Here is a 15,528-nt window from a genome sequence, read left to right as displayed (position 1 = left end):
GCCTGTGGGTGCAGGCCGGGCCCGATCGGCGGCCGTAGGACGCCGGGGTCAGCTCCGGTCGGCCGAGCGCGCCTGCCCGCTCGGGGCGGAGGGTCAGCTCCGGTCGGCCGACTGCGCGGCCAGATATCCGGACCAGCCGCCCTGGGGAGCCTCACCGACACCGAGCCGGCGCAGCTTCTCCAGCACCTCCGGGTCCTGGGCGTCCATCCAGTCGGCCAGCTGACGGAACGACACACACTTCACGTCGCGTTTCACGCACACCGCCGCGATCGTCTGCTCGACGGCGCGCATGTAGGTGCCACCGTTCCACGACTCGAAGTGATTGCCGACGATCAGCGGTGCGCGGTTGCCCTCGTAGGCCCGGTCGAAGGCCTTGATCAGGCCGTCCCTCATCTGGTTGCCCCAGTACTCGTGGTACGAGGGATCGCCACTGGAGAGACCCGACTGGTTGACCATGAAGTTGTAGTCCATCGAGAGCGTCTCGAAGGCACGGCCGGGCACCGGGACCATCTGGAGCGGGAAGTCCCACAGGTCCAACTTCTTCTTCGGCCAGACCTGGTTGCCGATTCCGCTGGTGTCGTAGCGGAAGCCGAGGTCGCTCGCGGCGCGCACGAAGTTCTCGCGGCCTTCGAGGCACGGGGTGCGGCCGCCGATGAGCTCGTTCTCGTAGTCGAACGGCAGCGGCTCCTCGCCGGTGAGGCCGGAGTTCGTCTTCCAGTTCTTCACAAAGGACTTGGCCTGGCTGATCTCGCTCTTCCACTCCTCGACCGACCAGGTGCCCACTCCGCCGTCGTCGCCGCAGAAGTGACCGTTGAAGTGGGTTCCCACCTCGTTGCCGTCCAGCCATGCGCCGCGCAGCTCACGGACGGTGTTCCTGATTCCCTGGATGTCGTTGAAGCCGATGTCGGATCGGCCGGGGTCATGTTGGGGCGGGTCGTAGAGAGTCGACTTGTCCTTGGGCAGGAGATAGACGCCGCTGAGGAAGTACGTCATGGTCGCGCCGTACTTCTTGCCGGCCGCGCGGAAGCGGGAGAACAGCTTCTGATCGTCCTCGCCGGCACCGTCCCAGGAGAACACGACGAACTGCGGGGGCCGCTGACCGGGCTTCAGGCGCTGGGGCACGGGCAGTCCGGGCTGGACTCCGGTAAAGGCGGTCGACCCGTCACCGATGAGACGCACTGCGCTCTGGGGGCCCGAGGCCCCCTCCTTCTCCGAGTTCCGCGAGCCGCTCGAACCGAAGCACCCGGCGAGCCCTGCGATGAGCGTCGCCGTGGCAACCGCCCCGATGGTGATCCTCTTTGTGGGGGCCAACATTCGTCCACCCTCTTTCTTATGCCCATACGACTGTCCGACTCCGATGCCTACGGAGCCGACAAGGTCGCATCGCGAGGGTGAAGGCGAAGGAGCGACCAGCCGTATCAAATGATTAATCACCGATTCGGGTGAACAATTGCCCTATTTGCCCTGAAAAGAATGCCCGACTCTTTACTCTGCATTACGATCCATTTACCGAGTGTTGAGTATCCCGCCGCTGCACGCCGTGACCCACGGCCGCGTCCCCCTTTCCGCGACCGCGCTGCCCCGGAGGAGACGGGAACCATGTCTGCCTGCGTCCCCACCCGCACCCCAGAAGAAGGGCCGTCCCGCTCAGGCCGGCCGTCCTCCACACCCCCGACGTCCGGTCAACAGCGACCGCACGGCCACCCACCCCCCGGCACAAGCCGCCGCTTCCATATCGCGGGCGCCGACCTCTCCGCGTCCATCTCCGTGTTCCTGATCGCGCTGCCGCTCTCCCTCGGCATCGCACTGGCCACCGGCGCACCGCTCCAGGCCGGGCTCGTGGCGGCAGCGGTCGGTGGCATCGTCGCCGGCCGGCTCGGTGGATCGCCGCTTCAGGTCAGCGGCCCGGCGGCCGGGCTGACCGTCGTCACCGCCGAGCTGATCCAGCACTACGGCTGGCGCACCACCTGCGCCATCACCGTCCTCGCCGGCCTTTGCCAACTGGGGCTCGCCGCGCTGCGGGTGGCCCGCTCGGCCCTCGCCGTCAGCCCGGCGATCGTCCACGGCATGCTGGCCGGCATCGGCGTCACCATCGCCCTCGCCCAGCTCCACATCGTTCTCGGCGGCACACCGCAGAGCTCCGCCGTCGACAACGTGCGCGCCCTGCCCGCCCAGTTGGCCGAGCTGCAGCAGGCCGCCCTGTCGACAAGCGTGCTGACCGTCGCCGTACTGCTGCTGTGGCCGCGGATCCCCGGGCGCACCGGCCACCTCGCCCGGAAGATCCCGGCCGCTCTCGCCGCAGTGGCCTTCGCGACCGCGCTGACCGTCTTCGCCGGGCTGAGCCTGCCACGGGTGGATCTGCCGTCCTGGCGCAGTCACGCCCTGCCCGAGCTGCCGCACGGGCCGACGCTCGGCCTCCTCGCCGCCGTGCTCACCATCACGTTGGTGGCCAGTGTGGAGTCACTGCTGTCGGCGGTCGCCGTCGACAAGCTCGCGGCGGCACGCAAGACGCCGCACGTACGCATTCCGCGGGCCAGGCTCGACCGGGAGTTGGCCGGGCAGGGTGCGGCGAACGTGGTCTCCGGCGCACTCGGCGGGCTGCCCATCACCGGTGTCGCGGTTCGCAGCGCCGCCAATGTGTCCGCGGGCGCTGTCAGCCGCCACTCCACCTTGCTGCACGGACTGTGGATCGCGGTCGCCGCCCTGCTGCTCGTCCCGGTGCTCGATCTGATTCCGCTGGCCGCCCTGGCTGCCCTGGTGATGGTCATCGGCGTCCAGATGGTCAACATCACGCATCTGCGCAACGTGAAGCGCAACCGCGAAATCGTGGTGTACGCGGTGACCCTGGGTGCGGTCGTACTGACCGGCGTGCTCGAAGGGGTGGTGATCGGTATCGCGGTGGCGGTCATCGTCGCGCTGCACCGGTTGACCCGGACCCGGATCACCGCGGAGGTGCACGAGGGCGTCCACCGAGTGCGGGTGCGCGGGCAGTTGACGTTTCTCGCGGTACCGAGACTGAGCCGGATCCTGGGGCAGGTTCCCCATGACGCGCGGTGTGTCGTCGAGCTGGACGGCTCCTTCATGGACCATGCGGCCCACGAAACCCTCCACGACTGGCAGAGCGCCCATCTCGCGCAGGGCGGGAGCGTGGAGTTCACCGGGCGTGCGGGAGCCAGGATCAGCGAGCCGGCCTCCGAGACACACGGCTGCTGCCGGCCCTGGACACCCTGGCGCAACCACCACTGCGACGACCGACCGCCGCAGTCCGACACCCATCAACTGGCCAGCGGGCTCAGCTCGTTCCAGCGCAACACGGCACCCCTGGTCCGCGACGAGCTCGCACGCCTGGCCCGGGAGGGACAGCAGCCCTCCCAGCTCTTCCTCACCTGCGCCGACTCCCGGCTGGTGACCAGCATGATCACGGCAAGCGGTCCGGGCGATCTGTTCACCGTGCGCAATGTGGGCAATCTGGTGCCCCCGCCGGGCGAGGAGTCCGGCGACGACTCGGTGGCGGCCGCGATCGAGTACGCGGTCGATGTGCTCGAGGTGGACTCGATCACCGTCTGCGGGCACTCCGGCTGCGGGGCGATGCATGCCCTGCTCAGCAGCCCGGCCGGCGGCGCCGGTACGCCGCTGCGGCGCTGGCTGCGCCATGGGCAGCCGAGCCTGGAGCGGATGCGGAGCAGACACCGTTCGTGGGCCCGGATCTCCGGACGGCTGCCCAACGACGCGGTCGAGCAGCTGTGTCTGACGAATGTGATCCAGCAGCTGGAGCATCTGCGGAAGCATGAGTCGGTGGCGCGGCGGCTCGCCGAGGGCACACTGCGGCTGCACGGCATGTACTTCCATGTGGGCGAGGCCCAGGCGTATCTCCTGGCGAGCAGCGACGAGCACGAGGTCGACGAGGTGTTCCACCGGGTCGCCCCCGCCCCGTCGGCGCTGCACGGGACCCGCGTCTGAGATCCGGCCTCACGGGTCCGTCCCGGCCGCCTGCGAGCCGCGTGGCTGAACCTCCCGCGCGTGGCGTACGTGAGAACGTATGGCCCCTCCTTCCCGCCGCCCGGGGACGAGGGGCCATCCCATAGGTCTAAACCAATATCCGGAGGGCTCTTGTCACCGGGCCCTCTGGCTGATGAGCTATGGCCTGGGACACATACGCACAGAAGACGCCCTGGGAAAGGGAGATGTCGTGAGCAACGAAAGCCTGGCCAACCTGCTCAGGGAGGAGATGGCCCCGTGAACGAGCATTCTTCTCTCTCCAACCTGCTCAAGGAGGAACGGCGGTTCGCGCCGCCGGCCGATCTGGCCGCGCACGCCAATGTGACCGCTGAGGCGTACGAGCAGGCCGCGGCGGACAGGCTTGGCTTCTGGGCCGAGCAGGCGCGACGGCTCAGCTGGGCCACCGAGCCGACCGAGACCCTCGACTGGACCAACCCGCCCTTCGCCAAGTGGTTCGCGGACGGCAAACTGAACGTCGCCTACAACTGTGTGGACCGCCACGTCGAGGCGGGCAACGGCGACCGGGTCGCCATCCACTTCGAGGGCGAGCCCGGCGACAGCCGCGCCGTCACCTACGCCGAGCTCAAGGACGAGGTCGCCAAGGCCGCCAACGCCCTGACCGAGCTGGGGGTGCGCAAGGGCGACCGGGTCGCCGTCTATCTCCCGATGATCCCCGAGGCCGCGGTCGCGATGCTGGCATGCGCCCGGATCGGCGCCGCCCACTCCGTGGTGTTCGGCGGTTTCTCCGCCGACGCCGTCTCCTCCCGTATCCAGGATGCCGACGCCAAGCTGGTGATCACCGCCGACGGCGGCTACCGGCGAGGCAAGCCCAGCGCGCTCAAGCCGGCCATCGACGAGGCCGTCGCCAGGTGCCCGCAGGTCGAGCATGTCCTCGTCGTACGGCGCACCGGTCAGGACACCGCCTTCACCGAGGGCCGCGACGTGTGGTGGCACGACATCGTGGGCCGTCAGTCCGCGGAGCACACCCCGGAGGCGTTCGAGGCCGAGCACCCGCTCTTCATCCTCTACACCTCCGGCACGACGGGTAAGCCGAAGGGCATCCTGCACACCTCGGGCGGCTACCTCACCCAGGTGGCGTACACCCACGACGCCGTCTTCGACCTCAAGCCCGAGTCCGACGTCTACTGGTGCACCGCCGACATCGGCTGGGTGACCGGGCACTCGTACATCGTCTACGGCCCGCTGGCCAACGGCGCGACCCAGGTCATGTACGAGGGCACGCCCGACACCCCGCACCAGGGGCGGTTCTGGGAGATCGTGCAGAAGTACGGCGTCACGATCCTCTACACCGCACCGACCGCGATCCGCACGTTCATGAAGTGGGGCGACGAGATCCCCGCCAAGTTCGACCTGAGCAGTCTGCGGATCCTCGGGTCGGTCGGTGAACCCATCAACCCCGAGGCGTGGATGTGGTACCGGGAGCACATCGGCGCCGGCAGGACCCCGATCGTGGACACCTGGTGGCAGACCGAGACCGGAGCGATGATGATCTCGCCGCTGCCGGGTGTCACCGAGACCAAGCCCGGTTCGGCCCAGCGGCCGCTCCCCGGCATCTCCGCCACGGTCGTGGACGACGACGCCAACGAGGTGCCCAACGGAGGTGGTGGCTATCTCGTCCTCACCGAGCCGTGGCCGTCGATGCTCCGCACCATCTGGGGTGACGACCAGCGCTTCATCGACACGTACTGGTCGCGCTTCGAGGGCAGGTACTTCGCGGGCGACGGCGCCAAGAAGGACGACGACGGAGACATCTGGCTGCTGGGCCGCGTCGACGACGTGATGCTGGTGTCCGGCCACAACATCTCGACCACCGAGGTCGAGTCCGCGCTCGTCTCGCACCCGAAGGTCGCCGAGGCGGCGGTCGTGGGCGCGGCGGACGAGACGACCGGCCAGGCGATCGTGGCATTCGTGATCCTGCGCGGTTCGGCGAGCGAGGACGAGGGCCTCGTCGCGGAGCTGCGCAATCACGTGGGCGCGACGCTCGGCCCGATCGCGAAGCCCAAGCGGGTCCTGCCGGTGGCGGAACTGCCCAAGACCCGCTCCGGCAAGATCATGCGCCGTCTGCTGCGTGACGTCGCGGAGAACCGTCAGCTGGGTGATGTCACCACGCTCACGGACTCGTCCGTGATGGACCTGATCCAGACGCGCCTGCCGAGTGCGCCGAGCGAGGACTGAGTCGGTGGTGAGGGAGGGGTCCGGCCGTGCGGCGGCCGGACCCCTCCCTCATGGGTACCGGGAGCAACCCCGCGCGCCTGCCGTCCCCTCCGTACCTAAAGTGAAATTTGCCGGATGCGTCCCCGCGGTCTCGCGTAGAGTAAAGGCAGCGTCAAACACGCGACCGTAAGAACGAGGTGCGCCGGGAAGTCTGGTCGGCATGTGCTTTACCGTGCCCAACAGACCGGAGGTTCCACGACGTGGCCGCGCCCGACTCCACCCGCCGTATGTTTCTCGGGCGGCTCCCTCTGCCCGAGCGGAACTACCTCGCGGACGCGCTGCGAACCGAGACCGTCGGTGGTGTACTCCTCCTCCTCGCCGCGATCGTCGCGCTGATCTGGGCCAACACACCACTCGGCGACAGTTACACATCCGTGCAGGACTTCCATCTGGGCCCCGCTTCCCTGGGGCTCGACCTGTCCGTCCAGCACTGGGCCGCTGATGGACTGCTCGCCGTCTTCTTCTTCGTCGCCGGTATCGAGCTCAAGCGTGAACTCGTCGCCGGTGAACTGCGCGACCCTCAAGCCGCCGCGCTGCCGGTCATCGCCGCGATCTGCGGCATGGCCATGCCGGCGCTCGTCTATCTCCTGGTCACCACCGCCGGCGGCGGCTCCACCGACGGCTGGGCCGTCCCGACCGCCACCGACATCGCCTTCGCGCTCGCCGTCCTCGCCGTGATCGGCACCTCGCTGCCGTCCGCACTGCGCGCGTTCCTGCTGACTCTCGCCGTCGTCGACGACCTCTTCGCGATCCTCATCATCGCCGTCTTCTTCACCGAGGACCTCAACTTCGCCGCCCTCGGCGGTGCCTTCGCCGCACTCGCCGTCTTCTGGTTCCTGCTGCGCAAGCAGGTGCGCGGCTGGTACGTCTATGTGCCCCTCGCCCTCGTCATCTGGGGGCTGATGTACAACAGCGGCGTCCACGCCACCATCGCCGGTGTCGCCATGGGCCTGATGCTGCGCTGCACCCGGCGCGACGGTGAGCAGCACTCCCCGGGCGAACAAATCGAGCACCTCGTACGCCCTCTCTCGGCCGGCCTCGCCGTACCGCTGTTCGCCCTGTTCTCGGCGGGTGTCACCGTCGGCGGCGACGCGCTCGGCCATGTCTTCACCAGGCCCGAGACGCTCGGCGTCCTCCTCGGCCTGGTGGTCGGCAAGGCGATCGGCATCTTCGGCGGCACGTGGCTCGCGGCCCGCTTCACCAGTGCACAGCTCAACCCCGACCTGGCCTGGCCCGATGTCTTCGCCGTCGCCTCCCTCGCCGGGATCGGCTTCACCGTCTCGCTGCTCATCGGCGAGCTCGCCTTCGAGGGCGACGCGGCGCTGACGGACGAGATCAAGGCATCGGTCCTGGTCGGCTCGCTGATCGCCGCCGTACTCGCCTGCATTCTGCTGAAACTGCGGGTCCGCACCTACCAGTCCCTGTATGCGGAGGAGGAGCGCGACGACGATCTGGACGGCATCCCCGACATCTACGAACAGGACAATCCGGAGTACCACCTCCGGATGGCCGCGATCTACGAGGAGAAGGCCGCGGAACACCGAAGAAGGGCACAAGTGGCGGGGGCATCGCGCGACGGCGGCGACAGTCCGGCATGATCTGACATCGGATGCGTAGAAGACCCGTAGAGACGAGAGGGAGTCAGCGATGAGCGATCCCGGCAACTACACAGTGAACGCTGTGGGCGCCGACCGCAGTCTCGGTCAGTTGGTCGCCTCGGCGACCGCCGAGATGTCCGCGTTGGTACACGACGAGATCGCGCTGGCCAAGGCGGAGCTGCGACAGGACGTCAAGCGCGGCGCCGTCGGCGGCGCGGCCATGACCATCGCCGGAGTGTTCGCGCTCTTCTCGCTGCCGGTACTGAGCTTCGCCGCGGCGTACGGGATCCACAACCTGGGACTCGGTCTCGCCTGGTCGTTCCTGATCGTGGGTGCGGCGTTCCTGCTGCTCGCGGGCCTGCTGGCGCTGCTGGCCGTCTCCAAGTTCAAGAAGGTCAAGCCGCCGGAGAAGTCGATCGCGTCGGCCAAGCAGACGGCTGCGGTGCTGCAGGGCGTCAAGCCGCACCCCCGGCCCGCGAGCGCCCGTGCGCTCGATGTCCGGGCCGACGGGCACCCCGTTCAGGACACGGCCCAGGCCAGGGTCTCGGTATGACCGACGACATCACCGGTGGCTTCACCAGCCTTGGCAGCCCCGCACGCCTCGATGGTCCTTGGACCCACCGCGACGTGGCGGCCAATGGTGCCCGCTTCCATATCGCGGAGATGGGCGACGGGCCACTGGTGATGCTGTTGCACGGCTTCCCCCAGTTCTGGTGGACCTGGCGGCATCAGCTGACCGCACTCGCCGACGCGGGCTTCCGCGCGGTGGCGATGGACCTGCGGGGCGTGGGCGGCAGCGACCGTACGCCGCGGGGCTACGACCCCGCGAACCTCGCGCTCGACATCACCGGCGTGGTGCGGTCGCTGGGCGAGCCGGACGCGGCCCTGGTCGGGCACGACCTCGGCGGCTATCTGGCATGGACGGCAGCCGTGATGCGCCCCAAGCTGGTGCGCCGGCTCGCCGTCTCGTCGATGCCGCATCCGCGGCGGTGGCGCTCGGCGATGCTCTCCGACGTCGCGCAGAGCCGCGCCGGTTCGTATGTCTGGGGCTTCCAGCGCCCATGGCTGCCGGAACGTCAGCTGGTCGCGGACGACGCGGCGTTGGTGGGCAGGCTGCTCCAGGACTGGACCGGACCGCGGCCGATCGATGACGAGGCCGTGGACGTCTACCGGCGGGCGATGTGCATCCCGTCCACGGCACACTGCTCGATCGAGCCGTACCGGTGGATGGTGCGCTCACTGGCCAGGCCGGACGGCATCCAGTTCAACCGTCGTATGAAGCGCCCGGTGCGGGTGCCGACCCTGCATCTGCACGGCTCCCTGGACCCGGCCATGCGCACGCGCAGCGCGGCGGGCTCCGGTGAGTACGTCGAAGCACCGTACCGCTGGCGGCTGTTCGACGGTCTCGGGCACTTCCCCCACGAGGAGGACCCGGTGGCGTTCTCCACCGAGCTGATCAACTGGCTCAAGGACCCCGAGCCCGACCGGTAGGCGCTCCTGCCGGGGGCCGGGACCTCGGCCGCAGCCGTCAGCCCCTGGGATGCCGCAGGCGCGCGGAGACCCAGCGCGCCCGGCGGCGGAGGATGCGCGGAATGCCGATCCCCTGCCCCGGATGCTCGGGACCCTCGCCCTGAGGGCCGCCCCTCTCGTGGGTGATCGGCCCATTGGCCGAGCGGCGGTTGCGTGCTGTGTCACCGTAGTCGTACGTCCAGCCCATACACCGACGTGTGCCCGTGCCCCATGGTCGGTAACCGCGTCAGGGGCGGCCAATTGGCCTATGCGCCAGGCATTTGGCTGTTCGTAGGACAACCGTTCCCGCGAACGGCGCAACCCACTGTGCGCCGGCGTGTACGGCAACTGCGCCTACAGCGCGCACCCCTGGCTGTCGACCTCCTGGTTGGCGGCCCGGCCCTGGGCGATGTCGGCGCGGATCTCATCGACCGTCAGGGCATAGCCGGTGTCGGCGTCGTCCAGCGACCTGGCGAAGATGACCCCGTACACCTTGCCGTCCGTGGTGAGCAGTGGCCCGCCGGAGTTGCCCTGGCGGACGGTCGTGAACAGCGAGTAGACGTCGCGGCGGACGGTGCCCCGCCGGTAGATGTCCGGGCCGTTGGCGTTGATACGGCCGCGGACCCGGGCCGAGCGCACGTCGTACGAACCGTTCTCGGGGAAGCCCGCGACGATCGCGCTGTCGCCGCTGCGGGCGTCGCGTTCGCTGAACTCGAGCGGGCGAGCCTTGAGGTCGGGAACGTCCAGCACCGCGATGTCGCGCTCCCAGTCGTAGAGCACGACCTTGGCGTCGTACAGCCGCCCCTCACCGCCTATCTGCACGGTCGGCTCGTCGACACCGCCGACCACATGCGCGTTGGTCATCACACGGCGCCGGTCGAAGACGAATCCGGTGCCTTCGAGGACCTTGCCGCAGCCCGGGGCCGTGCCGACGACCTTGACGATCGACTGCTTGGCGCGGGCGGCGACGGGACTGCCGACCAGTGCCGCGTCCGGTGCCTTGACCTCGGTGATGGGCTCGTTGGCGAACGGGCTGAAGACCTGCGGGAAGCCGTTCTGAGCCAGTACGGAGGAGAAGTCGGTGAACCAGGTGTTGGCCTGGTCGGGCATCACCCGGGAGACCCCGAGCAGCACCTTGGAATTGCGGACCTCCTTGCCCAGTGTGGGCAGCGAGGTGCCGGCGAGGGCGGAGCCGATCAGCCAGGCGACCAGCAGCATGGCGACGACGTTGACCAGCGCACCGCCGGTGGCGTCCAGGGCCCGGGCCGGTGACCAGGTGATGTGCCGACGCAGCTTGTTGCCGAGGTGTGTGGTGAATGCCTGGCCGACGGAGGCACAGACGATCACGATCACGATGGCGACTATCGCGGCCGTCGTGGACACCTCGGAGCCGTCGGTCGCCGCGTCCCAGATCACGGGAAGCAGATAGACGGCGACGAGTCCGCCGCCGAGAAAGCCGATGACCGACAGGATGCCGACGACGAAGCCCTGGCGATAGCCGACGATCGCGAACCATACGGCGGCGACCAGCAACAGGATGTCCAGCACGTTCACCGTCTATAGCCTCGCAGTTTCGTCGCCGGTCTCTGTCCGGCTGGTTGGTCCGGGCACCCTGTGGCCCAGCCGCCAGCCTGTCATGCGCGCCAGTCCAGCGGGACCTGCCTGGAGCGGTCCCATGGTCGTTCCCAACCGGCGAAGTGCAGAATCCTGTCGATCACGCCGGCCGTGAAACCCCAGACCAGAGCCCCTTCGACCGTGAATGCGGGCCCGCGGTGACCGCTCGGGTGGACGGCCGTCGCACGATTGGCCGGGTCCGTGAGATCCGCCACGGGCACGGTGAAGACACGCGCGGTCTCGGCGGGATCGACCGCTCCGACCGGGCTCGGGGTGCGCCACCATGCCAGTACGGGTGTGACGACGAAACTGCTCACCGGGATGTAGAGCCTGGGCAGGACGCCGAAGGCCTGGACGCCCGCCGGGTCGAGGCCGGTTTCCTCCTCGGCCTCCCGCAGCGCGGCACGCAGCGGCCCGGTGGTGGCCGGGTCGCCGTCCTCCGGGTCGAGCGCGCCGCCGGGGAACGAGGGCTGCCCCGGGTGCGAGCGCAGGCTGCCCGCGCGCTCCATCAGCAGCAGCTCGGGGCCGTGGGCGCCCTCGCCGAACAGTACGAGGACGGCGGACTGGCGGCCGCGGCCGCTCTCGGGGGGCAGGAAGCGGCTGAGCTGCTCCGGCTGGACGGTGCCGGCGGCGTGCACGACGGGGTCGAGCCAGGTCGGCAGACCGTCGGTGGTGACGATCACCTCGCCGTTGCTCACGCCCTTGCTCATGCCGCCGCCTTCTCGTACATCTCCCGTTCGCCTCATGGGCACCCCCTGGGGCTCAACGCCCCGGGGTACGTGGATCGTTCCGCGCATCGGGGGGCGCCTGAGCGCCTCACTCGATCGCACCCAGGGCCGGGGCCGGTGTGCCGGGGTAGTCGGGCGGGGGGTTCAGACGCTGGCCCGGGTAGCCCCCCATTTCGTACTTGAGCAGCTTCTTCGCCTTCTCGGGATCCGTCTCGCCCTCTCCGTACGCGGGGCAGAGGTGGGCGATCGGGCAGGCGCCGCAGGCGGGCTTGCGAGCGTGGCAGATACGGCGGCCGTGGAAGATCACCCGGTGCGAGAGCATGGTCCACTCGCTCTTGGGGAAGATCGCGGCGATCTCCGCCTCGATCTTCACCGGGTCGTCCTGGTCGGTCCACTTCCAGCGGCGTACGAGCCGCATGAAGTGCGTGTCCACGGTCAGGCCGGGGACGCCGAACGCGTTGCCCAGGACGACGAAGGCGGTCTTGCGGCCCACGCCCGGCAACGTGACCAGGTCTTCCAGCCGGCCGGGCACCTCACCGCCGAAGTTGTCCCGGACTGCCGCGGAAAGGCCCATGATCGACTTGGTCTTGGCCCGGAAGAAGCCGGTCGGGCGGATGAGCGCCTCCACCTCGGCGGGGTCCGCGGCCGCCAGGTCCTCCGGCGTGGGGTATTTGGCGAACAGCGCCGGGGTGGTCTGGTTCACCCTCAGATCGGTCGTCTGCGCGGACAGGACCGTCGCGATCAGCAGCTCGAAGGGATTCCGGAAGTCCAGCTCCGGGTGGGCGTACGGAAAGACCTCGGCGAGCTCGCGATTGATACGGCGGGCGCGGCGGACCATGGCCAGACGCGATTCCGATTTGTTCGGTTTCTTCCGTTTGCCCGGACTGGGCAATGACTGTTCGCCCACAGCGGAACTCTGCTTCCCGGACATGCTTCCAGCCCCCTCTGCCTGCGTGCTCACGGCGAATTGGACACCCGGCCAGCCTAAAGGTCACCACTGACATCCGCCCCGGTCACCGCTCATCCGGACCCAATCGGGCCCCTGCCGTAGGGACCGGCGCGTTCGTGCGTCAAACTTGTTGTGATTGATCGCACGATATTTACTACCGGGGTCCGTTCCCCGGGGATGCCGCAGCGGTGCACAGTGTCCCGGAACAGCACAGCCCGGACCAGCACGGCCCGGTCCGGCATCATGGGGACCAAGGTCCCCTGGTCAGGTCGACAAGGAGAGAACTCGTGGACGACGTTCTGCGGCGCGCCCCGCTCTTCGCGGCGCTCGATGACGAGCAGGCCGCGGAGCTCCGCGCCTCGATGAGTGAGGTGACGCTCGCCCGTGGCGACGCGCTCTTCCACGAGGGCGACCCGGGCGACCGCCTGTACGTGGTCACCGAGGGCAAGGTCAAGCTTCACCGCACGTCCCCCGACGGCCGCGAGAACATGCTCGCCGTCCTCGGCCCGGGCGAGCTGATCGGCGAACTGTCCCTCTTCGACCCCGGCCCGCGCACCGCCACCGCCACCGCGCTCACCGAGGTCAAGCTCCTCGGCCTCGGGCACGGCGACCTCCAGCCCTGGCTGAACGTCCGCCCGGAGGTGGCCACCGCGCTGCTGCGTGCGGTCGCACGCCGGCTGCGCAAGACCAACGACCAGATGTCCGACCTGGTCTTCTCCGACGTGCCGGGCCGTGTGGCCCGTGCGCTCCTCGACCTCTCCCGCCGCTTCGGTGTGCAGTCGGAGGAGGGCATTCACGTCGTCCACGACCTGACCCAGGAAGAGCTGGCCCAGTTGGTCGGCGCCTCCCGCGAGACCGTGAACAAGGCGCTGGCCGACTTCGCACAGCGCGGCTGGCTGCGCCTGGAGGCACGGGCCGTGATCCTGCTGGACGTGGAGCGCCTGGCCAAGCGGTCCCGCTAGGCGCGTCCGCGCCCGTACGCATACGAAGGGGGCCGCCCGCACGCCGCGGGCTGCCCCCTTCGCGTGCGCTAGTTCTTCGTACCGTCCACGATCAGCGGATTCCCGGAGCCGGAGCCGCACGGCACGGCGTACACCGGGTTCTTCGCCGCGGCTTCCTTGAACGCGTCGATGCACTGGTTGGCCAGGACCTTGTCGCTCAGCGAGTCGTTGAGGATCTTGTTGGCCCGGGCGATGCCCTCCGCCTCGATCCGGCGGCGCTCGGCCTCCGCCTTGGCGGTGCGCGCCGCCTCCGTCGCCCGTTCGGTGGCCTGCTGCTGCTGGATCTTGCGGTCGATCTGGTCCTGCAGCCGGTCGGACGGCTTCACATTGCGCAGGTTGACCGTCGTGACGTCGATTCCGCGCGGGGCGAGCCGCTCCTTGATCAGGTCACCGATCTCGGTGTTGATCTTCTCCCGGGCCGAGCTGTAACCCTGCTCGCTGGTGTGGCGGGCGAACACGTTGCGGATGATCTCCCGGCTGTCCGGGAAGACCAGCCGCTGCTGGATGGCGTCCTCGCTGCCGGCCAGCCGGTAGAGCTCGACTGCCTTGGCCGGGGTCACCGCCCACTTCACGGTGAGCTCCACATACATCACACCGCCCTGCGAGGAGCGCACCTCGACCACGTCCTTGTCGGACAGGTTGAGGTCCACCGGACGGGTCGAGAAGGTGGTGACGTTGGTGAACGGCGAGGTGAGATTGACGCCCGGGTTCATGGGCGTGCCGACCTTGCCGAAGGTCACGGGGACGCCGACCTCATAGGCGCTGATGACATGCACGCAGCTGGTGATGCCGGCGAACAGGCCGGCTATGAGTGCGCCGAGGGCACCGAGCTTGAGACCTCGGTTGTCGCTGCTGCGAGCGACGAGATACATCACCACGGCAGCGATGGCGAGCACGATGAACAGCACGAACACGGGATTCCCCCCAGGGACGGATGCCGCAAATAAGCGGAGCGTAAAGCAATCGTCTGCGACAGGACGCCTTGGGGTGGCCCCTAGTTCCGCTCGATCAGCCCGTGCTCGCGCAGGTATTCGAGCTGTGCCCGCACCGACAGCTCCGCCGCCGGCCACAGGGTGCGGTCCACGTCCGCGTACACATGCGCCACCACCTCGGCAACGGTGCGGTGCCCGTTCTCGACCGCCGTCTCCACCTGGGCGAGCCGGTGCGCCCGGTGCGCCAGATAGAACTCGACCGCGCCCTGGGCGTCGTCCAGCACCGGTCCGTGACCCGGCAGCACAGTGTGCACCCCGTCGTCGACGGTGAGCGAGCGCAGCCGCCGCAGCGAGTCCAGATAGTCGCCGAGCCGGCCTTCGGGGTGTGCGACGACCGTCGTACCGCGCCCCAGGATCGTGTCGCCGGTCAGCACGGCCCGGTCCGCGGGCAGATGGAAGCAGAGCGAGTCGGCGGTGTGGCCGGGAGTGGCGACGACGCGCATCTCGAGCCCACCGACGCGGATCACGTTCCCGGCGGCGAGCCCTTCGTCGCCGAGCCGCAGCGCGGGGTCGAGCGCGCGGACATGGGTGCAGGTCAGTTCGGCGAAGCGCGCCGCGCCCTCGGCGTGGTCGGGGTGGCCGTGGGTCAGAAGGGTCAGGGCGACCCGCTTGCCCGCCTTCTCGGCGGTGTCGATGACCGCCTGCAGGTGGGTGTCGTCCAGCGGCCCGGGGTCGATGACGACCGCAAGCTCGGAGTCGGGCTCCGAGACGATCCAGGTGTTGGTGCCGTCGAGGGTCATCGCGGATGGGTTCGGCGCGAGGACATTGACGGCACGGGCAGTGGCGGGACCGGACAGCACGCCGCCACGGGGCTGCCCGGGAAGGCTCTGGGCGTCGCTCATCGGGCACCTCCGGCGGATACGGCGGGCAGGCCGGTGCGCCCCGGGGCAGCGGCCCGGCCGG

The 15,528-nt window shown here is 69.3% G+C and carries 13 protein-coding genes; 6 read left to right on the top strand and 7 right to left on the bottom strand.

Translation table 11 applies throughout. The features are described from left to right. Positions 1-93: 93 nt before the first annotated feature. Positions 94-1,314 (bottom strand): hypothetical protein, encoded by a 1,221-nt coding sequence (locus tag ACFYWI_RS26840; RefSeq protein WP_389237281.1) that lies wholly within the window; start codon positions 1,312-1,314, stop codon positions 94-96. 285 nt (positions 1,315-1,599) lie between these two features. On the opposite strand from ACFYWI_RS26840, the gene ACFYWI_RS26835 reads away from it, so the two are divergent. From ACFYWI_RS26835 to ACFYWI_RS26815, 5 genes are all read left to right on the top strand, one after another. Further along, positions 1,600-3,960, top strand: a complete 2,361-nt coding sequence (locus ACFYWI_RS26835) for a SulP family inorganic anion transporter (RefSeq protein WP_389237279.1) — start codon at positions 1,600-1,602, stop codon at positions 3,958-3,960. Positions 3,961-4,236: 276 nt separating this feature from the next. Then, positions 4,237-6,195: an acetate--CoA ligase gene (gene acs / locus ACFYWI_RS26830; RefSeq protein ID WP_389237277.1), complete on the top strand. Its 1,959-nt coding sequence runs from the start codon at positions 4,237-4,239 to the stop codon at positions 6,193-6,195. 239 nt (positions 6,196-6,434) lie between these two features. Next, a complete protein-coding gene (gene nhaA / locus ACFYWI_RS26825) occupies positions 6,435-7,832 on the top strand; it encodes a Na+/H+ antiporter NhaA (protein WP_389237275.1) in 1,398 nt (465 codons plus the stop codon). Positions 7,833-7,881: 49 nt separating this feature from the next. Further along, positions 7,882-8,385, top strand: a complete 504-nt coding sequence (locus ACFYWI_RS26820) for a phage holin family protein (RefSeq protein ID WP_389237273.1) — start codon at positions 7,882-7,884, stop codon at positions 8,383-8,385. Beyond that, positions 8,382-9,323, top strand: coding sequence for an alpha/beta fold hydrolase (locus tag ACFYWI_RS26815; protein ID WP_389237271.1), 942 nt, complete (start codon positions 8,382-8,384; stop codon positions 9,321-9,323). The genes ACFYWI_RS26820 and ACFYWI_RS26815 overlap by 4 nt, the downstream gene beginning before the upstream one ends. 37 nt (positions 9,324-9,360) lie before the next feature. Here ACFYWI_RS26815 and ACFYWI_RS26810 read toward each other — a convergent pair whose 3' ends face one another. The 4 genes from ACFYWI_RS26810 to nth all read right to left on the bottom strand — a co-directional run bounded on the left by ACFYWI_RS26810 (position 9,361) and on the right by nth (position 12,614). Next, complete coding sequence (locus ACFYWI_RS26810; protein WP_389237269.1) at positions 9,361-9,549, bottom strand: hypothetical protein; 189 nt, start codon at positions 9,547-9,549, stop codon at positions 9,361-9,363. Between the two features lie 146 nt (positions 9,550-9,695). Next, positions 9,696-10,895 (bottom strand): MarP family serine protease, encoded by a 1,200-nt coding sequence (locus ACFYWI_RS26805; protein WP_389237267.1) that lies wholly within the window; start codon positions 10,893-10,895, stop codon positions 9,696-9,698. 80 nt (positions 10,896-10,975) lie between these two features. Further along, positions 10,976-11,665 carry an NUDIX hydrolase gene (locus ACFYWI_RS26800; protein ID WP_389237265.1) on the bottom strand — a complete coding sequence of 230 codons (690 nt, stop codon included), beginning with the start codon at positions 11,663-11,665 and terminating at the stop codon, positions 10,976-10,978. 106 nt (positions 11,666-11,771) lie between these two features. After that, entirely contained in the window at positions 11,772-12,614 is an 843-nt protein-coding gene (gene nth / locus ACFYWI_RS26795) for an endonuclease III (RefSeq protein ID WP_389237263.1), read from the bottom strand. A gap of 305 nt (positions 12,615-12,919) precedes the next feature. On the opposite strand from nth, the gene ACFYWI_RS26790 reads away from it, so the two are divergent. Beyond that, positions 12,920-13,594, top strand: a complete 675-nt coding sequence (locus tag ACFYWI_RS26790; RefSeq protein ID WP_187741560.1) for a Crp/Fnr family transcriptional regulator — start codon at positions 12,920-12,922, stop codon at positions 13,592-13,594. A gap of 68 nt (positions 13,595-13,662) precedes the next feature. On the opposite strand, the gene ACFYWI_RS26785 is transcribed toward ACFYWI_RS26790, so the two are convergent. Beyond that, on the bottom strand, positions 13,663-14,547 hold the full coding sequence (locus tag ACFYWI_RS26785) for a prohibitin family protein (RefSeq protein ID WP_389237260.1): 885 nt from the start codon (positions 14,545-14,547) through the stop codon (positions 13,663-13,665). Positions 14,548-14,627: 80 nt separating this feature from the next. Further along, positions 14,628-15,467 (bottom strand): MBL fold metallo-hydrolase, encoded by an 840-nt coding sequence (locus ACFYWI_RS26780; protein WP_389237258.1) that lies wholly within the window; start codon positions 15,465-15,467, stop codon positions 14,628-14,630. Positions 15,468-15,528 lie beyond the last annotated feature (61 nt).

Origin of the sequence: Streptomyces sp. NPDC002889, from assembly GCF_042888425.1 — a bacterium.
In the GTDB taxonomy this organism is placed as follows: domain Bacteria; phylum Actinomycetota; class Actinomycetes; order Streptomycetales; family Streptomycetaceae; genus Streptomyces.
This window is presented reverse-complemented; position numbering and strand designations above follow the sequence as displayed.